General features: G+C 37.0%; 23 protein-coding genes. 3 read left to right on the forward strand and 20 right to left on the reverse strand.

The window, feature by feature from the left end:
• Nucleotides 1-961 precede the first annotated feature (961 nt).
• From ACFSCX_RS24910 to ACFSCX_RS24995, 18 genes are all read right to left on the reverse strand, one after another.
• Nucleotides 962-1,243: a hypothetical protein gene (locus ACFSCX_RS24910; RefSeq protein ID WP_377930964.1), complete on the reverse strand. Its 282-nt coding sequence runs from the start codon at nucleotides 1,241-1,243 to the stop codon at nucleotides 962-964.
• Between the two features lie 232 nt (nucleotides 1,244-1,475).
• Entirely contained in the window at nucleotides 1,476-1,811 is a 336-nt protein-coding gene (locus ACFSCX_RS24915; RefSeq protein WP_377930965.1) for a CPCC family cysteine-rich protein, read from the reverse strand.
• Nucleotides 1,812-1,915: 104 nt separating this feature from the next.
• Nucleotides 1,916-2,263: a hypothetical protein gene (locus ACFSCX_RS24920; RefSeq protein ID WP_377930966.1), complete on the reverse strand. Its 348-nt coding sequence runs from the start codon at nucleotides 2,261-2,263 to the stop codon at nucleotides 1,916-1,918.
• Nucleotides 2,264-2,651: 388 nt separating this feature from the next.
• On the reverse strand, nucleotides 2,652-3,386 hold the full coding sequence (locus ACFSCX_RS24925) for an ABC transporter permease (protein ID WP_377930967.1): 735 nt from the start codon (nucleotides 3,384-3,386) through the stop codon (nucleotides 2,652-2,654).
• The gene (locus tag ACFSCX_RS24930; RefSeq protein WP_377930968.1) at nucleotides 3,367-4,110 is read right to left on the reverse strand and encodes an ABC transporter ATP-binding protein; all 744 of its coding nucleotides are present in this window, start codon (nucleotides 4,108-4,110) and stop codon (nucleotides 3,367-3,369) included. Before ACFSCX_RS24930 ends, ACFSCX_RS24925 begins: the two co-directional genes overlap by 20 nt.
• Nucleotides 4,111-4,160: 50 nt before the next feature.
• Nucleotides 4,161-4,556, reverse strand: coding sequence for a hypothetical protein (locus ACFSCX_RS24935; protein ID WP_377930969.1), 396 nt, complete (start codon nucleotides 4,554-4,556; stop codon nucleotides 4,161-4,163).
• A gap of 259 nt (nucleotides 4,557-4,815) precedes the next feature.
• Entirely contained in the window at nucleotides 4,816-5,916 is a 1,101-nt protein-coding gene (locus tag ACFSCX_RS24940; protein ID WP_377930971.1) for an ABC transporter permease, read from the reverse strand.
• On the reverse strand, nucleotides 5,916-7,181 hold the full coding sequence (locus tag ACFSCX_RS24945; RefSeq protein ID WP_377930972.1) for an ABC transporter permease: 1,266 nt from the start codon (nucleotides 7,179-7,181) through the stop codon (nucleotides 5,916-5,918). The genes ACFSCX_RS24940 and ACFSCX_RS24945 overlap by 1 nt, the downstream gene beginning before the upstream one ends.
• 13 nt (nucleotides 7,182-7,194) lie before the next feature.
• Entirely contained in the window at nucleotides 7,195-8,127 is a 933-nt protein-coding gene (locus ACFSCX_RS24950; protein ID WP_377930973.1) for an ABC transporter ATP-binding protein, read from the reverse strand.
• A 124-nt stretch (nucleotides 8,128-8,251) separates the two neighbouring features.
• Nucleotides 8,252-8,884, reverse strand: coding sequence for a response regulator (locus ACFSCX_RS24955; RefSeq protein WP_377930974.1), 633 nt, complete (start codon nucleotides 8,882-8,884; stop codon nucleotides 8,252-8,254).
• Nucleotide 8,885: 1 nt separating this feature from the next.
• Complete coding sequence (locus ACFSCX_RS24960) at nucleotides 8,886-10,016, reverse strand: sensor histidine kinase (RefSeq protein ID WP_377930975.1); 1,131 nt, start codon at nucleotides 10,014-10,016, stop codon at nucleotides 8,886-8,888.
• Nucleotides 10,017-10,317: 301 nt separating this feature from the next.
• A complete protein-coding gene (gene xylF / locus ACFSCX_RS24965; RefSeq protein WP_377930976.1) occupies nucleotides 10,318-11,397 on the reverse strand; it encodes a D-xylose ABC transporter substrate-binding protein in 1,080 nt (359 codons plus the stop codon).
• A 30-nt stretch (nucleotides 11,398-11,427) separates the two neighbouring features.
• Nucleotides 11,428-12,954, reverse strand: coding sequence for a response regulator (locus ACFSCX_RS24970; protein ID WP_377930977.1), 1,527 nt, complete (start codon nucleotides 12,952-12,954; stop codon nucleotides 11,428-11,430).
• A complete protein-coding gene (locus ACFSCX_RS24975; protein WP_377930978.1) occupies nucleotides 12,951-14,393 on the reverse strand; it encodes a sensor histidine kinase in 1,443 nt (480 codons plus the stop codon). Before ACFSCX_RS24975 ends, ACFSCX_RS24970 begins: the two co-directional genes overlap by 4 nt.
• Nucleotides 14,390-15,367, reverse strand: a complete 978-nt coding sequence (locus tag ACFSCX_RS24980) for a substrate-binding domain-containing protein (RefSeq protein WP_377930979.1) — start codon at nucleotides 15,365-15,367, stop codon at nucleotides 14,390-14,392. The genes ACFSCX_RS24975 and ACFSCX_RS24980 overlap by 4 nt, the downstream gene beginning before the upstream one ends.
• A gap of 190 nt (nucleotides 15,368-15,557) precedes the next feature.
• Nucleotides 15,558-16,730, reverse strand: coding sequence for a sugar ABC transporter permease (locus ACFSCX_RS24985; protein ID WP_377930980.1), 1,173 nt, complete (start codon nucleotides 16,728-16,730; stop codon nucleotides 15,558-15,560).
• 12 nt (nucleotides 16,731-16,742) lie between these two features.
• Nucleotides 16,743-18,263 carry an ATP-binding cassette domain-containing protein gene (locus tag ACFSCX_RS24990; protein ID WP_377930981.1) on the reverse strand — a complete coding sequence of 507 codons (1,521 nt, stop codon included), beginning with the start codon at nucleotides 18,261-18,263 and terminating at the stop codon, nucleotides 16,743-16,745.
• 176 nt (nucleotides 18,264-18,439) lie between these two features.
• Nucleotides 18,440-19,540 (reverse strand): sugar ABC transporter substrate-binding protein, encoded by a 1,101-nt coding sequence (locus tag ACFSCX_RS24995; RefSeq protein WP_377930982.1) that lies wholly within the window; start codon nucleotides 19,538-19,540, stop codon nucleotides 18,440-18,442.
• A 313-nt stretch (nucleotides 19,541-19,853) separates the two neighbouring features.
• On the opposite strand from ACFSCX_RS24995, the gene ACFSCX_RS25000 reads away from it, so the two are divergent.
• From ACFSCX_RS25000 to ACFSCX_RS25010, 3 genes are read left to right on the forward strand one after another with little or no spacing between them, the layout of a single operon-like run.
• On the forward strand, nucleotides 19,854-21,254 hold the full coding sequence (locus tag ACFSCX_RS25000; RefSeq protein ID WP_377930983.1) for an alpha/beta hydrolase: 1,401 nt from the start codon (nucleotides 19,854-19,856) through the stop codon (nucleotides 21,252-21,254).
• A gap of 20 nt (nucleotides 21,255-21,274) precedes the next feature.
• Nucleotides 21,275-21,949 (forward strand): response regulator transcription factor, encoded by a 675-nt coding sequence (locus tag ACFSCX_RS25005; RefSeq protein WP_377930984.1) that lies wholly within the window; start codon nucleotides 21,275-21,277, stop codon nucleotides 21,947-21,949.
• A complete protein-coding gene (locus ACFSCX_RS25010) occupies nucleotides 21,942-23,231 on the forward strand; it encodes a sensor histidine kinase (RefSeq protein WP_377930985.1) in 1,290 nt (429 codons plus the stop codon). Before ACFSCX_RS25005 ends, ACFSCX_RS25010 begins: the two co-directional genes overlap by 8 nt.
• Nucleotides 23,232-23,335: 104 nt before the next feature.
• Here ACFSCX_RS25010 and ACFSCX_RS25015 read toward each other — a convergent pair whose 3' ends face one another.
• Both ACFSCX_RS25015 and ACFSCX_RS25020 read right to left on the reverse strand, forming a co-directional pair.
• Nucleotides 23,336-24,265, reverse strand: coding sequence for a serine hydrolase (locus ACFSCX_RS25015; protein WP_377930986.1), 930 nt, complete (start codon nucleotides 24,263-24,265; stop codon nucleotides 23,336-23,338).
• Nucleotides 24,226-24,447, reverse strand: a complete 222-nt coding sequence (locus ACFSCX_RS25020; RefSeq protein WP_377930987.1) for a hypothetical protein — start codon at nucleotides 24,445-24,447, stop codon at nucleotides 24,226-24,228. The genes ACFSCX_RS25015 and ACFSCX_RS25020 overlap by 40 nt, the downstream gene beginning before the upstream one ends.
• Between the last annotated feature and the right edge of the window lie 94 nt (nucleotides 24,448-24,541).

Here is a 24,541-nt window from a genome sequence, read left to right on the forward strand (position 1 = left end):
TAGAAATTTTGACCATCAACACTTTGTCCGTATAGATTATCAAAGCAATGTTGCATATCATAATACTCACTGTGTCTCAGTTTCTTCCGTTTCAACAAGTCGGTTACTCCCTTAGGAGTTAAACCTCTTTTAGTCTCACAAGAACCTTATTAATCGATAAAGAACTGTCTTACATGGTTGAATGATTCTTAATTAGTCTAGTGGCTATCCCTTCGGGTTAATTAGACCTTTCATCGGTACTGTGCCACCACTTTCACTGATACAAAGGTAAGTTATACAAAAATTATTCTCATTCTCGTTTTCCTTACCAACGCTTCAAAGAGGGTAAGCCCTCCACGTTACCAGCTTACAACGTTGAATTATATCTATTATAGAAAGAACTTAGGTGCTTCCTGTAAGCCTGTTAGCATTCATACGCCTGTAACGTAACATGGATTTTCATATTAGTTAGTTTTACTCACCCACATCTAACCTCACAATTTGGTGATATACACATTTCTATGTATTGTCGGTTTAGACCCGTACATTCGGAAGTTTGTCAGCTTAGCCTCTTTTTATAGGCTTTATCGCATACTCACCATATTCAATCAACTCAAGCATCATGAATTACACCTCTCCTTCGAGTAGGCTTTCGTCAGCCGAACTGGTACGGTAATTTCTTACGCCTTTTCACCGAGCTTATAACATTATCATTCTTACCAACTTTAATGCTATTCGACTAAGAGAGAACCCTTCAAGGCGTTACCCTATCATTTGATTCTTCGATATAACCCTTCAGTTCCGAAAGGAACTGCCTAGTCTTTACTAAAGAAATGTTACCATCCTCCATTTAAACTAGGAACATTTCGCACAACTAAACGACCCAATAACAAAAAGGAATCAGACACAACTGATTCCTTTTTGTTATTCAACATTCGCACCCTTTAGCTCAATAACATCTTAAACAAAATCAGAACATTTTTTAGTTAAAAATCCCCCGAACAGGTACCCAAGGATATATACTTGCAACAAACTTTTTTTGAATAACAGCTGGATCGTTTTCAATGATTTCTTCAATGTCTTCTATCTTTTCTGTCTCAATGATTACTAAACCACCAGAATTATCTTGGAACGGCCCCCCTGCAACTAACTTCTCCCCCAAATATTCTACTAAATATTCTCTATGCGGTACTAGACCCTGCTCCCAAAATGGTTTCCCTTTAATCCAACCTTCACCACAAGTATAATGAACAACGAATTTCAAGTTATCGCTCCCTTTATTAAACTGATTTCATATCTTGTTTCTTCCTCAAAGTTATTTAACTCTTAAATATGTTCAACAAAAAAGCCTTACTTCCTTCTGAAAGTAATACTTGTCTAATTAAACTAACCTCCCCTTACTTTAAGTAAAGAAGCCAATCTCCTTCTTGAAGATTAGCACCCGTTTGTAATATAAGCTGTTGTACATTCGGCACCTGTTAGCACAATGACCAAAATCACTGTTTCCAGTAATATTCAAACTGTTCTTCTCCAATAAGATTGAAATAATCCAGTCCAGTTTTATGCTGTTTCGGTGGATTGATACATTCATTATATAGTAACGGTCTCCATTCACTATCCCTTTGAAAACCTTTAAAAACTTTAATCTCTTCTGGTATATTTTTCAATAACTTCCATTGTTCTTCACATAAACTTCCATTGTTTGGACCTAATTCTAATGCTGGATAGTCAAGTTGTGTAGGGTCGTCCTCCCAATCACAAATTTCGCATATATCGTATTCGAAAGGGTTATCCAACGTTTTAAATCCACAACAAGGACACGTATGCTTCATTTAATCACCCCTACATCTATTTTAGAAAAATTTTAGCATATTCTCCGTTAGTACGAGAAGAGACAGCTCTAGTTGAGCAATCGTACACGTTAGTTAAGTTCACTCTAATCTGTTGGATCTTCTATCTCAAAATGGGAATGCCAATTTTCATAGTAATCATTTTTAGCTTCTTTCCAGAATACAACGATTGGAAATCCAGTAAAATAATCTTCTTGAACTGCTTCCTCAATCATTTCTCTTGCAGATGTTTCTCCAAAATCTCTAACAAAAACCCTTTCGTCCAACGGAAATTCTCTGACTTTTAACTTTGCCATTTCCTCATTGATATAACCTACATTATCTCTTGTCCAATAAATAGCAATATCTTTACTATGTATTATCACGACTTGAGTAATCATACATTTAAAGTAATCACTTATTTCATAAGCTTTTACTTCCTGATACTTTTTCATCGTAATTCCACCACCAAAAGAAAACAGTTACCCTATTAGTACCCCAGCCTTGTTGAACTAAACGACCCTTTGTTTAAGAACAATCTTTCACAAGTTCTATAATTTTTTACATATATTCACATACCCTTTTATCTATATTAATTTCAACATATCCAATAGCACTGAAATAAACCTAGCTATTAGGTGTTGTCAATAGCCGTTGTCGGTATGAGAATTGAGGTGCAATTTTGTAAACTAATGCACATGTTAAAATCCAGTCATTGCTGTTTTTTAAGGGATAAGAAGAGACCAAATCATATGTGAATTGGTCTGCTAATTAAAATGCTATTTTGTATGTTTCTCCACAAAAACTGAACTACTTTTTCTAAAAAGTACGTCTTTATATTTTTTATGCCTCTTTCCTTCTATTTTTCAGCATGATTAAACAAAGACAAAGGAAAACAATGAAGATTAGATAATAGATACTCATCATTTCAATGGAAATCGCTTTCCATACAGATTGAAGAAGCTCATTCATATGATAAAAAGGATTAATGTACACTAAAAATTTTAAATATTCAGGGATGGCTTCTACAGAAAACATAAGCCCTGAACAGAACAACACATATTGAAACATAATAATGGTAAATGGTAATACCTGCTTAGAATTTTTAAATAAATTGTGAGTAGACAAGCTGAATAGTAATGTAACTCCGATTACTAGCAAAAATGTAAGAATAAACAGTGGTAAATTGTTTGTGATCGTTGCATCGAAAACGACAGATCCAATGATAAGAATTTCGAAAAAACCAATCATGGATAATATAACACCTCTAAAAACATATGCACCAACAATATGATAGGTAGTAATCGAAGACATAGTCAACCGTTTATGTATGCCCCGCTCCTTTTCGGTCACATACTGTAAGCCAATATTGAAAAATAACACTAAAAACGAAATCAATAAGGCATAAATCGGAATGTATTCTCCGAAGCCCTCCGAGCTGCCAATCTGACTTTCAAAGATACTCATAAAAACGAAAAAGAATACCCCAGGTAAAATTAAGATCGGAAACGCGAAAAAAGGCTCTCTAAAAAAAACAATGAAGTCATATTTAATTAATCTAGCCATGGACTTTATCATGTTTCACTCTCTCTCCTTTAACAATTTGAAAATATACTTCCTTGAAATATTGACTACCATACTTACTTTTCAAATTTGTCGGAGAATCAAATTCTTGAATACGCTGATCGCTAAGGATCATGACACGGTCACAATACATATCTATTTCTTCCAAGGAATGTGTGGATAATAGGATACTCGTACCTTGTTGTTTTGATAGTTTAATAACTTCCCATAAGTCATGTGTAGCTTGAGGATCCAGACCGGTTGTTGGTTCGTCTAAAAAAATTAAAGAAGGTTTATTTAAGAAAGAAATGGCTAACAGGGTTCTTTGCTTCCATCCCCCAGAAAGCTTTTCATATTTCTCGTTTAAGTGTGAATCTAGTGAAAATAACGAAACGATTTTTTGAACGTCTTCTTTACTAGCACCATAAAAGCCAGCAAATAAATCAAGCACTTCTCTTATCTTTAAATATGCGTACATTCCACCTTCTTGAAATACGACTCCAATTTTAGAACGCACTTTTTGGACCTCTAACTCATTCTTTAAGTTATGTCCTAAAACTTGTACGACTCCTTGATCATAGTTTCGTAAAGTCATTAATACTTCTAGCAGTGTCGTTTTCCCTGCTCCATTCGGTCCCACCATTGCCACAATCTCGTTCTCTTCAATTCTAAAACTTAGATTATCAAGTACCTTCTTTCCATTATAAGATTTACTTAATCCCTGAGTAATTGCTTTCATGTTCCACCTCATTTATTTTTGTTTGCATTCCACCATTTAATGAGTATTTATCAATCACCATGATAGAATTGATAGGAATTTGTGAATCTTCCCATAGATATTTCAATGTGTTTGCAAACACATGATGCAATATTTTTAGTACAATTCCAAAGCCTATGTGTATGATGACATACCTTCCCATTAAGTAGTCCAGCGTGATTATAATGAAATGTGTAATTAGCAACGACTAAAGGACCAATGACTAAAAATTTTAGTCTATTAAAACTATACATAATCGCTTTTAACTCATTTAGAGAAAAACCTCGTAAGGGCTCAATATTAATTTTCATAAAAACTTTCTCTTCTATGCTATCATAAAATAGTAACTTTTTTCCAATAGCACTATTCGATTTACAAATAAATAGTTTGTTCGTTTGATATATTTTGAAGTCATGAATGTTGGTCATATAAGAAGAATCCTATAAACCTAATGTGAATATGAGAAGCAAGATACTCAGAATTTGTATACCTAAGGCCATATATAATAAGCTAATTTTTAATAAGGACACACAGGCAACTATTATTGATTTCCTTCTTTCAATAAACCATATAATCATAATATTACCTCCTCAACCCATATTGAAAAAGCTCTCGACTTCTCATGCAAGAGTCGAAAGCTTTGCTTGTTTTCTAAGTCCGTAAAGTACTCTATTGAGATACTCTATTTTAGTTACTTCTACGCTCGATAAGGTTGATCCCTACTCCCATAGCCACTACTCCAATCAATAACATCATCAATAGCGACATCATGACATCTTGTAAACTAGCATTATAGGAGATAACAGACATAATCGCTTCCATGGCATGTGCCATTGGAAATAAATCTGCGATAAACAACAGCACAGGATTGGATATTGTCCCCGGCATCATATAGGCTCCGCTAATAAGCGGAATCAGTGGAATTACGGATGGGTATATGGCATAAAATTGCTCTGGTGTCCTCACGACACCGGTAATTAACATAGCTATGCTAATCATGCTAAAAATAAAGAAGGCAGCAATCATAATAATTATTCCTAGATTATCTCCTACCTCATAATTCATTACATACTTAAACACGATTAATACGACAACGACCTGAAACATTGTGATCAGAAAGCTATATAAAATGTATCCGCAATACATACTCGTTTTGCTCAAAGGTGATAAAATCATCCGATTCCTGACACCGGAAACCTTGTCATGTGTCACATTGTTTACTTTTAGACCGAGAATAAACATCGAAATCAAAAAAGTAAAAGCAAACAATAATTGAGTACTCATGTTATAGTTAGGATTCTCTTCACTATCAAGTCCTTGAACCTCAATCTGAAAAGGTGGATCGGCTAGATAGCTCTCTATTTGAGTCCGAACATTTCCATTTCCTTCTGACTGAGTAATCGCACTAATTTGTGCCTCTCGTTTAAATACTTTTTCAACATACTGCTGAACAAAATAGACCGTCGGAAGTTCACTGGCTGTGATTAATCTATAATCCATCTCCATTAACTTAACTGCTACATCAATCTTCCCACCCTTTACATGTTCACGGGCTTCATCGGGATCAACTACTTCAAATTGAAAGGAATCATCCTCATTCAACAACTCTTTCCACTTTTCCTCAATTTCAGATGCATTCTCTTCCTCACTAAATATCGCAATTGTTGTAGGTGAATGAACACCTCCCGCAAATAAGAGGGTAGCGAGAATACTTCCAGCAATAAATAATAGAATCATTAACGGATTTCGTCTATCTTTGGCAAATTGTGCCCATACTACTGAATACATTACGCTTCCCCCCTTTTTGGATACAAGGCTAACCCAATTACAGTACATAGTAAAAAGAACCCTATCAGAACTACGCTTGGAATGACGATGGAGGATAACTCCTCAAATTGGATCCAATTCGTTAACATCACTAAAGATAGACCGTTTGGAGTCCATTCCCCCATTTGTTGTAACCAATCAGGTAATATATAAATAGGAACAAAATTCCCACCGATTATACCAAACATTAAAATAACGAACATAAAAATTCCATTTGCAGCATCGATATTATTCATTCTAAGTAATATAGAAGTGAAAACTGCTGCTAAGCTGGAAATTGCCAACGAAAGAATAGTAACAATTCCAACGGTTCCAAGCCAAAAAATCATAGAACGGTCAGGAAATACATCTAGTAGAAAATGAGACAGAATAAATACAAACATAATTTGTAACCAAGCTAAGCAAAATGTTGAGACCATTTTACCTATTAGAAATAGGATTGGCTTACTATTCGTCAATAAGATTCGATTAAACACCTGTTGCCTTATTTCCACTCCAGTTTTAGATGCTACTGTCGCTGATAGGAATAAAGCAAAAAGTGCGCCCATTGCAATCGTAAAATATTGGGTTAATGTAAAACTTGCCCCTGTTCCGACTTTCTCAAATCCTCCCTCTGGCAAAGTCACTTCAGCCATCGTTGCACCTTCAATTTCCTGCATAGCAAAATGATAATTCATGTGATCAGTAAATCCATAAACGATGTTGTATAAAGCACTACTGTTATTTGTATCTTTTTCCCTTTTAAATTTTAATGATGTTGTTGGGGATGTTCCTACAAAAGCAGCATATAAACTATCAGTTGTAAATCCTTCAGGTATGACAAGGATGCCGTCAAGGTCACCCTTTTCAACTTTGATTATGGTCTCTGATTCCTCAAGTTTATGAACCGTCACCCAATTTTGTAATTCCTCACTGTCAAGATAATCAAATAATATTTGAACGGGATTTACATAACTTACTTGCGCCACTATCTCTAATGCTTCATCTTCTGGTAATAAGGCTTCCTTGACCAACTTTTCCTTCAATTGTGCCAATGCTTCTGCTTCGTTATCCTGATTCACGACCGCTAATTGTAAATCCATGGACAACTCGTCATCGTTATCAAATATTCCTGCAAAGGCAAAATTTAACACGAATACTAAAACGATTGGGAGCACAAGTACCGTAATAAGCTCCTTCCGATCGCGCCAAAATAGTAACAAATCCTTTGTAATAAAACTTCGCATAGCCTAGACCTCCTTAATCCCGTAATGTACGTCCAGTTAAATGTAGGAATACATCCTCCAAACTAGGAGTTTCTGTATGAAAGTTAATTAATTGAATTTGATGTTGGTCAGCAAGGTAGACTAGCTCACTAATCAAATTACTTTCTTTTTTTGCAATAATCTTTAATTCCAACTGAGAGGTCTCCACCTTACGAATACCGTTAATTGTTTTTACATGCTCGACAAATGCTTCCTCCAGCTTATTTACCTTCACTCTTATCGTATCTTCTGTTGACAAAATACTTAGCAACTCAGCTTTTGTACCTGATGCAATGATTTCTCCATGATCCATAATGTATAATCGATCACAGAGCTGTTCAACTTCTTCCATATAATGACTGGTGTAAAGAATGGTTGTTCCATCTTTTTCGTTTAACTTGCGTACCGTTTCCAAGATATGATTTCTCGATTGTGGGTCAATGCCAACTGTAGGCTCATCTAAGATTAGAATTTGTGGCCTGTGTAATAATGCTGCGGCAATGTTGACCCTCCGCTTCATACCACCGGAAAAAGTTTTCACTAAATCTTTTTGTCGATCTGCTAGGCCTACAATTTCCAAGACTTGTTGGATGCTTACTTCCAATTCTTTCCCCTTCATTTTATAAATAGATCCAAAAAATTTAAGATTTTCATAGGCTGAAAGCTCCTGATAAAGCGCTAATTCCTGTGGAACTACACCTAAAATTTTCCTGATTTCCTCTGGTTTATCGATAGTGTCTACACCATTTAACTTTATCTCACCATCTGATGGCTTTATCAAAGTTGAAATCATCGAAATAGTCGTCGATTTTCCGGCCCCATTTGGTCCTAACAAACCAACTGACTCTCCTTTGTTCAGATATAAACTAACATCTTGCACTGCCTTTTTTCCTTTGAAAGATTTACTCAAATGTACCGTTTCAAGCATAGTTTTTCCTCCTTTTCCTCAGCTAGTTTCTTAATTGCATCATAAAATAAAAAAAACAAAGTCACTACTGACTTTGGTCACTTACCAATTAGGCGCTTATTACTTTAGTCATTTTTTCTCAAGCTCAAACCAGTCCATGACGAATTGCATAGATTGCTAGTTGGGTTCGGTCCCTTAATTCCAATTTATCTAATATGTGACTTGTTTGATTCTTGACCGTGCCTACTGACAAGCCTAGTCGGTCCGCTATTTCCTTATTGTTCAGTCCCTCTCCAATACATCTTAATATCGCTCTTTCCCTTGGCGTTAACGAAGGATCAACGGATTCCTCCCCTTGATTTTGAAGTAAAACAGGCATGACCTTTGCCGCAACCTGGTCCTCCAATGAGAGTCCTCCACTTAGTGCACTTTTAATTGATCGTATCAATGACTCCGTATCCCCATTTTTCAGCATATAACCACTAACACCTAATTTTAGGGCGTCCATCACATATTCATTATGATCAAATGTTGTTAACATCAGAATTTTCATGTTAGGAAAACGAGAGCGTATTACCTTCGCCGCTTCTATTCCATCCATTTCAGGCATCCGTATATCTAAAACAGCCACATCAAACAGTTGTTTTTCACATAATCCGACCGCTTCCTTACCATTACCAGCTTCTCCAGTTACTTCAATTTCTCGATCAGTTTCAATCATTGCCTTTAACCCTTGGCGCACCATAACTTGATCTTCCGCTAATAACACCTTAATCACACTACCCGCTCCGTTCTATTAATCGTATCATGCCTCTTACTACAAATTGGCGCTCATTATAATTGACCTCTAATGAACCGCCCACTTTTTCTAATCGCTCTCGCATTGCCATCAGTCCATATCCCTCTTGAAAAAAGGTAGTAGGTTTCGTTAGATTAATGACTTCAAAACGAAAAATACTCCCTCCAGGCGATTCAAATATAACTTGAGCCTCTCTTGTTGAGCTATGCTTCATTATATTAGTCAATGCCTCTTGAACAGCGCGATAAATCGCAAAGGACTGCTCCCCTGTTAATGGTGTAGCAAACGCTCCGTGCTGAACAGAAAAACTAACTTTCATAAAGCTTTCCATTTCTAATTTGCGAATTAATCGTATGACACCTTGTAGTCCGCCTACTTCTCTTTGCTTAAAAGACCTTACCGCTCTTCTTGTTTCCTCTAGGCTTTGTTCAGCTAAGTCTTTAAGATTTTTGATCTTTTCTTTGTCCTGTTCAGCTGCAGTTAAGCGGAAAGCTTCGAATTGCATAATTAAAGCTGTAAGTTTATGACCTACAGAGTCATGTATTTCATGACCAATTAGACTCCGCTCATCCTGTCTAGCCTGCTCTTCCTCTAGTATAAGAAGCCGTTTCATCCTCCTGTATTCTAGAAGTAAGGCATCATTCTTCTTTTTCATCTCTGCTTCTCGCATATGTAATGATTGATAATGAAACAATGCGAGCACAACTAAAAGGTATAAAAGTCCACACCAAGCTAATTCTAAACCAGTGAGAGACGACTCCATCCCGATCCACATAGCACTCCCTAGTTGAATGACAAGCACAACCAGACTTTTCAATCGGGAAAGGTAAAAAAAGGCTTCAGCAACTATTAATAGTTGCACGAGTATTACATAGGGATTCAATACACTGTCTATTGGATAAAAAATGATTATAGTGGTCAGCGCTTGCACACAAAAAAAGGCGGTTTGCAATAACGGTTTTTTTGTAAAAAGTGGAAGAATAAACAGCACGATAAAAAATAGGCATATACTCACTAATCGTATTTCGTTTAAACCAGGTTGTATATCTATTAAAGCTAATAGCCAGACAATACAATGAATAGCAAGCCAAATTAAATACGTTTTCTTCATAATGACAAGCTCCTCCAACCAAATCTCGAAAAGTATCATTTTCCCAAATTATACTATGATTCATTAAGCATCGCATCTTGTTCATCAATTAGTAATCAAGGACGTTGGTATTCTACAAAACTTATGGAAGATTGAGAGGGGTTCTCTAGGACATTTCGATGCGCTTTGACTAGTGAAATGACGATTAGCAGGATCCTAATAAGCTTTAATTGTGAACTCCCTTTTGTACATTGAGGGTTTTTCTACAAGCTAAAAACCCTTGCTTTGCAAGGGCTATGTCGATATCCATCCAATTGAAAACCTATTCCTTTAGTTGACCCTGATAAACATCCTCCCATGAATGAAATCCATCCTTTATAATGGTTTCATCTAGATTGGTTTGATCAACGGCAATAGGGGAGAGTAGGACTGAAGGCACTTGAATTTTACCGTTGTTAACAAAGCGATCCGCCCCTACGTCTTCTCCTTTGGCCATTTTCACTGCAAGTTTGGCTGCTGTTTCAGCTAATAGATTAATAGGCTTATAGACGGTCATTGTTTGTGTACCTTTTACTATTCTTTGAACAGCTGCAAGCTCTGCGTCCTGCCCCGCTACTGGAAGAATACCCGATAGACCACTTTCTGAAAGTGCTATGATGGCACTCTCAGCTGTGGCATCATTGGCTGCAATGACTGCATCAATTTTGTAATGATTTGCCTGCAACGAATTTTTCATATTCTCATAAGCATTCATCGGAAGCCAATTTTTTGTCCATTGGTCATACACAACGGTAATGTCCCCTTTTGCAATTAGTGGTTGAAGAACATTATAGACTCCTTTTCTAAATAGATGAGCATTGTTATCCGTATCAGCACCCCCAATATAAACATATCTTCCTTTCGGAACGAATTGAGTAATCGCCTTTGCTTGAAGCTCACCAACCTGTTCATTATCAAACGATACATACAGATCAAGGTCGGCATTTTTTATAAGTCGGTCATAGGAAATTACTTTAATACCCTCTAAATGTGCTTTATGAACAATAGCAGCTGTAGCCTCTGCATTATGAGGGACTACTACTAATACATCTACACCTTCGTTAATTAAAGTTTCAGCCTGTATGATTTGCATGGCATCGTTTCCATTAGCGGCCATCACTCTCACCTCTGCCCCCAATCTCTCTACTGCAGCCTTGAACAAATCACGATCCCTAATCCACCGCTCCTCTTCCAAAGTGTCCATGGAAAAACCAATGACTATTTTTGAATCTGATGTTGAGTTACTTTGTAAGGGTGTATTTTTATGAACAACTGCCTGATTAGGTTGTTCACATGCAGTTACGTATACCATTAATAAAATGAGAAAGAAAGATAGATTTAAATCAGTCATATATTTAGACACTCCCCTCCTCCTTTCTTGTTCATTCTTGTTCTACTTTCCAATAAGAGATTTCCGATATTCCTTCGGTGAAAATGAGTTAACCTTTTTGAATACTTTGCTAAAGTAGTTAGGGTCGTGGTAGCCTACTTCAAAGGTAATTTCCTTTATACTTTTTCTAGGATCAGAAAGCAGCTTCTTCGCCTTTTCCATCCTACATTCTGTAAGGAAATCAATATAATTGATTCCTAATTTTTCTTTGAACATTTTACTAATATAAATCGGACTTAATCCAACACGTTTCGCTAGCGTATCTAATGAAATATCGTGCTGCGAATGCTCGATAATGTATTGTTTAAGCTGATGAATGGTATCGGCTTCTAGTTTACTAAAATGTTCTTCGTATGATTTGATCATTCTATCTAGAAGCTGATCAGTTGCAGGTTGAAGCTGACGGTAATCGGAGATTTGGTACGTGTACATGGGAGTCTGTGTTTCAATCCCCATTTCCATGAATACACGGGAAATCAGCCATAGCACTTCTAATAACCGCTGCTGGGTATATAAAATATTCCCGTTTTCATTTTCAAAAAATTGGGTGATATTCATGAGGTGAACTCGTATTTGTTCCCATTCTCCCCGCCTAATCAAGTCAGAGAATTCCTTTTCTCTATGCTTCTTAAGTGGATCTTGATTTCTAGTATGTGGGGTAACGTCATCTGAATAAAAGTGGAATTTTGCTGGTATGCCCGTATCCATGCTGGACATCAAGGCATGATGATACGATTGACGAATTCCTTCCCATGAAGTGCATTCACTTCCTATTCCAATAAACCACTCTTCTCCAAAGTCTACTTTTGCTAGAGAAAGGATTTCTCGTGCTAGCCTCATTGCTTGAGAACGAAAGGACTGTGTTGTATCTCTGAACACAACTATAGGAAGTTGACAGTTATATAAAGGACCTACCCAGCCCGATTTTGAGGCTCGAACCTTTTCTTTAATCGAGGAATGATATACCTTTTCCGACCCAGGTAGTACAACGAGCATGATAAACATTTCATTGCTATAAGGAATCTCTAGCATCTCAATTAACATATCAACATGCACTTCATGAACATGATCATACAATAATTGGGTGACCACATCTGTTTCTATCACAGCAAGAGTTTTTTGTAACCGTAGCTTCTCTTTTTCAAAAAACTGCTTCTCTTCTTCAATCTTGTTAAGAATTCTCCCAACTGTCACTACGATATCACTTGGTTTACTTGGCTTTAATATGTAATCTTTCACCCCGAGCTTAATTGCATGGCGCATATACTCAAAAGAGTCAAACGCTGTAACCATAATAAAATGAGTTGAAGGATGCCGAGCACTTATCCGTTCTACCGCTTCAAGGCCATTCATACCTGGCATTTTTATATCCATTAACACTAATTCAGGTTGGAACTCGTTTGCGATTTCTACTGCCATTTGCCCATTTGAAGCTTGTTGAATGATTACAGTGGAAAAACTTCGCTCTAGTATCGCCTGCATACCTTCTCTTTCAATCTGTTCATCATCAACTAGCAGGAGCTTGATCATCCTTGTTCACCCCTTTTTTTGATAAGATTAAGAACAACCTTCGTACCAAGTCCCTCTTCACTTTCAATCTGAATAACATCCGCATTTCCATAAAACATCCGCAAGCGTTTCACCACATTTGAAAAACCGATCCCTGTTGAATGACTCTCTGATTGAATAGTATGTTCATTTAAAATATGCGTGATCTTCTCCTCCGGCATCCCCAATCCATCGTCCTCTAGTTCAACAACGACTTTCTCTCCTGCATCCTTTACACGTACCCAGATGGTACCTCCTTCTATTTTTGGCTCTACTGCATGAATCACGGCATTCTCAATAATGGGCTGCAGGGTAAATGACGGAATCTGAACGGACAGACCCGAATCATCGATTTCCATCTGAAATTGCAAGCGGTCTGTAAACCTAGCCTTCTGTATATCCATGTATTGCTGTAAGACGGTGACTTCCTCGAGAAGGGTTACCGACCTGTTTACCTGCTTTAAGTTATATCTAAAAATACCTGCTACACTAACAAGAAGGTTGCTTGTCTCCTCTGCTCCTTCTAAGTAAGCCTTCTTTGATAAAGTATTGAGTGTATTAAACAAAAAGTGCGGATTGATTTGACTTTGTAAGCTGCGAAACTGACTTTCTTGTAGGAGAAGTTTACTTCTTTGCAGTTCTCTTTCTAATTGTGCCTTCTGCTTAATTTTTATAATAAGATCATTAATATCAATACGCATTCGGTCGAAAGTTCTTGCTAAAAAAGCGATTTCGTCATTTGTTTCAACCTTTATTGGTAAATCGAACCTCCCTTTTGATAGCTCACTCGCAGCTTTTGTTAATTTTCCAACTGGTCTAGTAATAGATAGTGAGAACCAATAGGTAACCACTAGTAAGATGAGACCAATAAGAAGAATGACCCATATCCCTAGTTTTATAACCTCCGTAGATTGCTTAATAATATTTCGATAAAAACGGTTATATGTTTTTAACTCTTTGTCTAGTAAAGTTAAAGTCATTTCAGATATATAGGTTGATATGCTTGTAGCATGTGAAAACTCTCTTTTAGATGACTCCGCATCATTCTCAATTTGGAAAAGAACAATACGATCTGTTGTTTCAATGAAGCTATCAATCAAGTGAATATAATTGGTTAACGTAAATTGATTTTCGATATTTTGTAAAGAAGCTACTTCTTTTTTGGCAGTCTGAATTCTATCTATACTATTATTTAATAGGGTTAATTTCACATTTGAAGGATCAAGTAAATAATTATTTAAATCAGTAATAGTTTGTTGACTTGCACTTGTGACCTCATTCATCATTAAGTAACGTTTTAGAATATCGTTATATTGCTTTTGGGTTTTATAGTTATAGAAGGTTAAGGCAATCCAAATGACGGTCAAGCACACTAATACAACAGTGGTTAAAGTTAAGATCTTTCGCTGAATGCTATTCATGGTAGATCCTTCGCTTTCAAGACGTTGATTTCTGTAAAATAACCATCTATATTAAGTGGCACGGTTTCACCTTTCAACCATTCTAGTAGCTTTTCTACACTAATTTCACCCATTTTTTCTGGCTCTTGTTCGATGATGGCATCAATTTTACCTTGAGTTAATAGAGAGAGTGTTTCAGGTCCATCATCAAAAGAATAGATAAATAGTGGGTCAACTTGAAAACGCCTACTTATTTCTTGAACCATTGGACCTGCCACTTTAGCATTTACAGCAATAAACGCCTGTGCATTTGGTACACGATTTAATACATCTTGTGTCGTGGTAATAATATGCTCCCTCGTATTAGGGGTTTCTGCATGTACGATTGTAACATCCGGATAATTCTTAAGAGTTTCTTGTATTCCTCTCAGTCTCTCAACCTGATAGTATTCTTGCAGATTGTCATATAAAAGTACGAGTTCCCCAGAGGGTCCCATGTCCCTGATTAGCTGTTTTGCTATGAGTTTACCAGCTATGTACTGGTCTGAACCAACATATGTCTTACGGAGACTTTCTGTCATAGGGACGTCATTAGCCACTGTAATAATCGGAACACCATAGAAACCTGCTTTTATTTTTGTCATGTCGATGAACTCTTCTGTATCTAGCCCTTGCACAATTATACCGTCCACCTTTGAATGAATTGCGATATCGATCTTCTTTAAGAAGTCCTCTTCATTATTTCCGTAGCTTCCCCACACTTCTAGACTCACACCGTTTTCCTTTGCTTGTAATTTAGCCCCGTTTGCCACCTTGTCCCAAAAAGGCGTTTCTAAATCTTGAGTAATAAGGACAATTCTCATTTTTGATTCTCCTATATTAACTTCTTGCGGCATCTCCCAATCGGAGTTAATGACGTTCTTGGCTGTTATAAACGTAAGGTAACATAGGGTAATTAATACACTACAAAGTGAGAATATTACAATCTTTCGCAATCGTGATGTCTCCTTTTTCTATACAATCTATGCTTATCTTATCATGAAATAAGTAACATTTATTAAATATTCAAAAAACAAAAGATCATGCGTAGTAGAAAAAGGGCGAGTGGATTTGAGGATATGGCCATAGGGAAATGGGAGAGAATACTTTCCCCCACTTACCATGAATGGGGTTTATTTTTATTAGTTATCTCTTTTTTCTAGTCATAACATCAAATATTACCGCACCCGCTAGTACGCCACCTCGTATCATATATTGATAGGAGATTCCTACTCCTAAAAGATTCATTCCACTTGTAAGAGAAGCCATAACGATGGCCCCAATGATGGCTCCGGTTACTTTTCCAACTCCTCCAGCAGAAGAAACTCCACCTACATAAGCTGCTGCAATGGCATCAAGCTCAAATAATGTACCTGCTGTAGTCGTAGCAGATTGTAAGCGTGCCGTAAATAATATACCTGATAGGGCGGCTAGCATTCCCATTGATCCAAAGACAATATACGTAATCCTTTTTACATTAATCCCCGTAAGATGTGCTGCCTCTGGATTACTTCCTACTGCATATATGTGTCTACCAAGTACGGTCTTTGTTGATAGGAAATGATAAATGAGAACAACTGCTAACATGATAATGACAGTCCATGAAAATCCATTGTATCCTGCAAGAATCCATGTAATATAAGCAATGATGGCAGATACAATCACTAATTTTATCGTAAAAATCCCTTTTGAAACGACATCAAAGTTGTACTTCTTTTTATTTTTACGAGTAGAAAGTTCACTCATAATATAGAACACAATACTTACAGCACCAACAATTAATGACAATACATGAAGCCCACCTACTTCATATAATGAAGGAATATACCCGTTCCCGAGGGCATTAAAGTTGTCATTTTGAATAATAATGGTCCCCGTCTTTTCTGTTACCTGCAATAGAGCACCACGGAAAATCAACATACCCGCTAATGTTGCAACGAATGATGGTATCCCAATTTGAGCAACTAATACACCATTCAGAAGTCCAACAAATATACCAAATAGTAGAATTATTGGTATTGTGACAATAATCGGCATCCCTGCTTGCGTAAGAAGAATCGCGGCAATGGCTCCAAGAAAACCTGCCGCATAACCAACCGATAAATCGATATGCCTAATCACTATGACTAGCGTCATACCTACTGCCAAAACCGCAATATATCCAGCTGAATCTAGTAAATTACTAATATTTCGAGATGACATGAATAGTCCGTCTGTCATGATGGAGAAAGATAGAATAATGACGATTAAAGCGATATACATCCCATAGTCGCGTATATTTTCATTAATTAATGTTTTAGCTTCACCAAGTAAATTCATGGGTTTAACCTCCTATTGGGTAGCAAGCTGCATAATTTTTTCTTGATTGGCTTCCTCAATTGACAACTCACCTTTTATTTCTCCCTCTGCCATAACATAGACTCTGTCACTCATTCCTAATACCTCCCCTAACTCGGAGGAAATCATAATTATACTCAGCCCTTCATTAATTAGTTCATTCATGACTGAATAAATCTCAAACTTAGCCCCAACATCTATACCACGAGTTGGTTCATCTAATATGAGGAGCTTTGGTCCAACAAACAGCCATTTTGCTAGTGATACCTTTTGTTGGTTACCACCACTTAGATTGCCTACTTCCTGTTCTATGGAGGATGCTTTTATATAGAGTGAATCCTTATATTCATCTGCAATTTTGATCTCCTCGTTGTCGTTAATGATTCCTTTCGAAGCGATGCCCGTAAGATTGGCAGACGTAATATTGTTCTTAATGTCTTGTAGCAAGAACAATCCATCACCTTTTCGATCCTCCGTAACATATGCAATACCTGCTTTGATTGCATCACTAGTATGTCTAAAAGAAGTGGACATCCCGTTAACCGCTAAATCACCTTGTAATCTATAATGTTTCGCGTTTCCAAAAATACTTAAAGCAAGCTCAGTACGTCCTGATCCCATTAGTCCGGCAATTCCAATAATTTCTCCTTTTTTCACATCAAGACTTACATCCTTGACCACTTCTCTTCCTAATTGAGAGTCGTAAGCTGACCAGTTTCTTAACTCTAGTACCTTTTCACCGAATTCTTTTTTGGGTCTCTTCGGATAAATATCATTAATTTCCCGTCCTACCATGTTCTTAATAATAATACTTTCGGAAATTTCCCCTTTTGACGCATCCAATGTACAAATCGTTTGTCCATCACGAATGACGGTTGCCTTGTCAGCAATAGAAATAACTTCCTTTAACTTGTGAGATATCATAATGCATGTGATTCCTTGTTTTTTTAACGACCGTAATAGTTCAAGTAGGTTTTCGCTATCGTCTTCATTTAAGGCTGCGGTTGGTTCATCTAGGATTAATAGCTTTACATCCTTACTTAATGCCTTAGCAATCTCAACAAGCTGACGCTTTCCAACACCAAGCTCTTTAACAAGAGTTTCTGGATTCACATTAAGCTTTACCTTTTCTAGCATTTTTTTCGCTTCAATAATTGTTTTACTCCAATCAATTAATGATCCTCGCTTTACCTCATTACCAGCAAATATATTCTCGTAAACAGTTAAATCAGGAAATAACGCAAGCTCTTGGTATATAATCGCTATTCCTGCTTTGACACTATCGTTAATTTTATTGAATTGTTGAACTTTACCTTCGAATACTATGTCCCCTTCATAGGAACCATATGGATATACACCACTTAGTACCTTCATTAAGGTAGATTTCCCCGCTCCGTTTTCACCAATTAAACAATGAATCTCACCTTTTTCCACTTTAAAATTCACATTACTTAACGCTTTAACACCTGTAAATTCCTTTGAGATTTCATTCATTTCTAACATGTAGTGGCTCATCTTTCACACCCCTTGTATGGCGAGATAATAATTAGAAAAACTTTGCTAGCGCCAAGTCTTTAGACGGAGGCGCTAGTTTAGTTTTTCTTATGCGTTAAGAAAGTAGTTATACTTTCTAATTAGCCCAAATAGTGATAGATATCTCTATCACTATTCCGGATTCACCAAATTATTGTTTATAGTCCTGTGAATTCGCCAGCTTCATAATAACCAGAGTCGATAAGCTCAGCCTTCACGTTCTCCTGATTGACAACAATCACATCAGTTTGCTTCGCATTTACATCAACAACACCGTTGTTATAAGAACCAGTTGTTTCAGGTGTACCACCATCAAGAATCGTCACAGCCATTCCCATTGCATCTGTTACAAGCGTACGGACATCTTTAAATACAGTCATAGATTGTTTACCATCAATCACATATTGAATAGAAGCCTTTTCCGCGTCTTGACCTGTAACTGTATAGCTAGTGATATCTCCGTCTGTTGCAAATACATCGGCAATCGCCCGTGCTGTCCCATCGTTAGGAGCAAGTATTACAACTTCTCCTTTTAAATCATTACTTGCAGCAGTCAAATGAGTTTGAGCTTTATTTTTTGCTTCATTTGGATCCCAGTTAGTTGTTACTTGCCCTAAAATCTTACTCATCTGATCACGAGTAAGGTCAGCAGTATCTTTTAAAGCCTCAGCTTCGCTTGAGTTTGCAATCTTAAATGTTCCATCTGCAATCTTTGGTTGAAGAACTTTCCAGGCTCCTTCAAAGAATAAGAAAGCGTTATTATCAGATGCTGCTCCTGCGTATAAGTAAAGTGGTACGTTTGAACCATTGGCGTTATCAATTAAGTATTGACCTTGAGCTGCCCCCACTGCCACGCTATCAAACGTTACATAATAATCCACTGCATCTGTGTTTGTAATTAAACGATCGTAAGAAATAACAGTAATTCCTTCTTTCTTTGCTGCTTCAACAGCTGCAGCTGCTGCATCTCCATCATGAGGACAAATAATGAGAACGTCGATACCTTTGTTAATCAAAGTTTCTACGTTTTCCTTCTCTTTTGCTGAAGATCCCTGGCTAAATAAAATTTCAGTTGTATACTTCGAATCTGCTAGAGCATCCTTAAAGCGCTGTTCATCTTGAACCCATCTTGGCTCATCTTTCGTTGGTAAAACGATTCCAACGTTTACTTCTCCCGCACCACTGGTACAAGCTGCAAGCATAGATGCAAACAACACCATAACAAGCATCAACGAAATTATTCTCCACCCTTTTTTCATTTTGGAACCCCTTTCAAAATGGTTTCTATTAATTCTACAACTTCATTATATTTCTAGTAATCTCACATATGTAAGCGTTATCAATAGCACTCTTTTAGTATTACCTGCAATTTTTTAGCTTATTGTACTATTCCCCTTGGATGCTATTACCCTCAAAGTAGGGGGAATTGAAAAAACAACAAGACGTTTGATTAACGTTGTTCTAACCTATCCTTGAAATTCGTAAACGATAGTAATGTAAATTGTTCATTGCTGTTCATCTAATGTTCATAATTGAGTGCTATTCTTTCCTATAATGAAAGGAGTGGTCAAAGTGAGTTGGCTTGAATTAGGAATGGCCTTGAATGGAATAGGGGTAATGTTAGGGTATGTAATAGGTGTGTATATGTATCATAGAAGGATGATCATCTGGGTTAGTGGAGGAGTGGTAATCCTTGGCTTGCATCTGATTTTTGAAGGTTACCGGGTACAGATGATGTTAATTTATCTACTCACTGCGTTCATTTGGTTGTCGTTTATCATGAAAGCTTTCCTAAGTAAGAGACGTAACGCTAAGCCTAACCGAAGACAATGGAAGCGAATGACCGTAGGAATCGTTACTTTGGTCATGATGGGAATTGCTCTTTCAATTCCACTATATGTAATGCCGCAACATAATCTTCCTCAACCGACTGGTGTCTTTACTATAGGTACGACAAACTATCACTGGGTTGATGAGAACAGACTGGATCCATCAACAGAGGAAAAAGACGATAACAGGGAAGTATCTGTTCGGTTATGGTATCCAGCTGATCCAATAGAAAATATGGTGTCTGCACCATATGCCTACTCCAAAAAAGAGATGAAACGCTTATCTCAAGGTACGTCTTTTTATATCAACATCCTACTAGATTCAATGAAACACTTTGTATCCCATTCATATGTAGAGCTACCGGTCTCCGCAGCAGAAACTCAATTTCCTATCTTGGTACTATCCCCTGGGTTCGGTGCATCCAACTTCATGTATACGAGCATAACAGAAGAACTTGCCAGTAACGGATATATTGTAGCAGCTATTGAACATCCGTATTATACGGAAATCCCAACCTTGTTTCCAGATGGCCGTAAAACCGATGGATTTGTTAGTGTGAAGGGCGATATGTCTAATTGGGACAATATGAATCCACATATTCAACTTTGGACAGAGGATGTTCAGTTTGTTCTAGACCAATTGGATAAATTAAATAAAAATGATTCGAAGGGGATATTTGATGAAAGAATAGATTTACAACGTATAGGAATGCTTGGTCACTCTTTTGGTGGTGCAACAGCTGTACAAGTGATGAGTCAAGATTCTCGGGTATTAGCTGGTGTTAATATGGATGGCTTCCCTTATGGGCCAGAGATTGAAGAGGGACTTCCGAATCCATTTTTATATATTTTCACAAAAGAAAGTAATAACTTTAGCCGGTTCCATTTTTCTGAGAAAGAATGGAAGCAATACCCCGGCCTTGACACAAAAGAGAAATACGTGAAGATGGCCACTGAGTTTAATCAAAGGAAAACCGGAATTCTCAAAAATGGAGGTGAAGAGTGGGTTGTTTCTGGAACGGATCATATGAGTTTTTCAGACGTTGGTTTATATTCTCCTTTACTAAGTCATTATCATCCAGCCATACAAAAGAAAATTAATGAGAAATTACTGCATTTTTTTGATAAGCATGTTAAAAAGTAGAGAGTGAGGTGAATTATTGTATGATAAAAATATTAATTGCAGACGATGATCCTTATATTCGTGAGTTAGTAAGACATGCCTTAAGATCGGAAAATTACAAAATAATAGATTCAGAGAATGGCAACGATGCGATAGAAAAGATTCATTCCGAAAGAGTGGATCTAGCCATACTAGATATCATGATGCCCGGTCTGAATGGCCTAGAGGTTTGTCAGGAGTTAAAAAAGTACTATGATGTTCCCGTCCTTCTCCTTACCGCTAGAGGAACGAGCTTTGACAAGATTTCTGGTTTTCAAGCTGGGACTGATGATTATTTAGTCAAACCGTTTGACTTTGAAGAATTAGCCTATCGTATTAAGGCCCTCCTTCGAAGATACTCTTATAATGTTGGATTTTCCGTACAAGTAGGTCCATTATATATAAACGCGGAGAGACAGGTTTATATGGATCAGAAGATGATCGAGCTACCACCAAAGGAGTTTGAACTCTTGTATTTACTTGCTTCTCATCCTAATCGAACCTATACTCGTGACCAGATTATCGAGCGTATATGGGGAGACAGTTTCGATGGTGATGAAAGAACGGTAGACGTCCATGTAAAGCGAATACGAGACCGTTTTTCAGCGCTCACTGATAGTATTAAAATTGTGACAGTGAGGGGACTTGGCTACAGGCTGGAGGTAAAACATGTTTAACACTCTCTATGTACGAATGATTTCATATTATATAGCTGCAGTCCTTATTGGCGTCGTGGTTGCCTGGGCGTTAGCCCTATACATATTTCAAGAATCTGATAAGAAGTTTACGACCGAGGAGCTTATCCAAAAAGGAGATTCTATTAAGCAATTATATATTCAATCGAATCCTAACGATTTGGATATGTTCCTACAGACTGTCGCTCGAATGACTTCAGTTGGAATAAAGGCTAAAGTAGCTGGTCAACAAGAATTAGAGTACATCAATTGGCCCAATGAGGAAAATTTCTGTAATTGTAGTGTATCGGTACAAGAAACATGGCAACTAGACGAAGGTGTTACCATAATCGAACTCATTGAATCAGAGCCAGTACAATCAAATGGGTTGCATGAAATTGCTATTCTACTGACAATTGTCCTCTTAATCGGAAGTCTGATTTTTTTATTATTTGCTAAACTACTGGTTAAGCCCATCCATCAAGTCACGAGAGCAGCCAAACAATTAGCAACTGGTGATTTTAATGTCCAACTTCCAGAAACAAGACAAGATGAGGTAGGATTGCTATCCAAAACAATGAATAGCATGGCATTGAAGTTGGGACAATTAGATCGCGAACGAATTGAGTTTGTTGCAAATGTATCACATGAATTTCAATCTCCACTGACCGTCATAAAAGGGTTCGCATCGATGCTTCAAGAGGAAGCAAATGATGAAAATATGCGAAGGCGTATTTCAAAAATTCTCATTAAAGAAAGTGAACGCTTGTCTAATTTGAGTGATAATTTACTCCGGTTAGCTTCACTTGATTCGGACAGGTATAAAATATCCCCTTCTCACTTTGATGTTGCAGAACAAGTAAGACGTACAATTTTATCTTTTGAACCCATTTGGTCAGAAAAGAAGTTAGTTGTCGAGATGTGTGCAGAAGAAACGATGATTGAAGCTGATGAGGAACTACTCAACCAAGTTTGGTACAACCTTATGTCAAACTCCATAAAATTCACCTCGCCTGGTGGAAGAATCAAAATAACGATAGAGGAGGAGATGAATTTTCTTAAAGTGAAAATTTTTGATAACGGACTTCCCATTTCAATAGAGGAACGAAAAAAAATATTTGGGCGTTTTTATAAAGTAGATCGAGCAAGAAATCGAAAAATGGAGGGCAATGGTTTAGGTCTATCCATTGTTAAAAAAATTATATCTATTCACAATGGATCCATTCAGGTCGTAGACGAAGAGGATGGAAAAGCGTTTGTTGTCCATATTCCTAAGAGCATATAATCTATTAACGTGCTAGGGCATGGTACTCTCACATAAAGAATTGAGAGTGCCCAGTCCTAAATATAAAAAGGATATTCTTACCTTATTTATCTACTGGATATCTATTATTCTAATTCTCTTTTAACTTGCGCTCGAAAATCTTCGTCTGTTAGAAATTTAAGCTGAAAACCATGTAAATTTTTTGAAAGCTTCGCCTGTTCGAACGATGTTAAATCATTTGAAAAAAATGCGAGTTCTGTTTCATTTCCTTCTTTATCCGTTGCATACATTGAATTGGTGAGGACAAAAGCTGTTGATCCACCCTTTTGCCCTGCATGTACTAGCCACTGGCGGTTACTTGGGTTTTCCATTAATTGTTCCATAACCGGATCAAGATAGTCATAAACCCTTTGTTCAAAATATGACTTATTATTAAGTTTTCTCATAATCGATACATAATCTTGAGCTGTGGCACCAGGTAAACGATCAGACCATATTCGCTGTATGTCCATATTTAAGTCTTTTAGTAATAGCTTTTTCTCTTGTTCTGTTAAAGGCTGTTTTAGCCAACTGTTATGAATATCAATGGCCAGACGGCGATATTCCTCCATCTCCATCCTATTCAAGACAGCAACCAGTTCTTTCTTAGACAAGTTTCTCTCTTTTTTCAAATGCTCTGGGATGAATAACGCACTTACAATTGGGTAAAGGCTGTCATGATTGGCTACATGTAAGCTCTGTAGAAGATGCTCTATATGATCTAATCCTAGTAAACTCATTAAATATTCAGTATTAGCATTAGAACTATAACTAATCATCCCTTTCGCTACTTCACTTAAGGGGATATGTTGAAGGTCTATTCCACTATTGGTAAGATGCTTTATCCACCCTTCGTGGGCCCCACCGTCGGTTTTTGGAATGAAAAATGTGTTTAGTTCCTTCGTACTTACCGTTTCGTTTGGATTAATGATGCCTTCCGATGCCTGCCTTGCATCTTCAATCGCTACAATAATTTTCACTGTACTCGCATCACATTTTGGTTTACCTCTACCCATTTCTCCTTATTAAAATGAATGGATAGCGATACTTGCTCTAATTCTTTCTTATCTTTTATAAACTGTAAAATATATTCAGGATCTTCTTTAGCTACATCCTTCTGAAATAACCATATTCCAACTCCAAATATCAATAAAACGAAGAGAATTATTCCGACTATACTCCAAACCACAATATTCAAAATGTCTCCTCCGATATTTATTATTACGATTTAATGATAAATTAGAAAATAACATTTTTTTAAATTTACTACTTTCCTACAATGTTTCTACTCC

Source organism: Bacillus salitolerans, from assembly GCF_042680805.1.
GTDB lineage: Bacteria > Bacillota > Bacilli > Bacillales > SA4 > Bacillus_CJ > Bacillus_CJ salitolerans.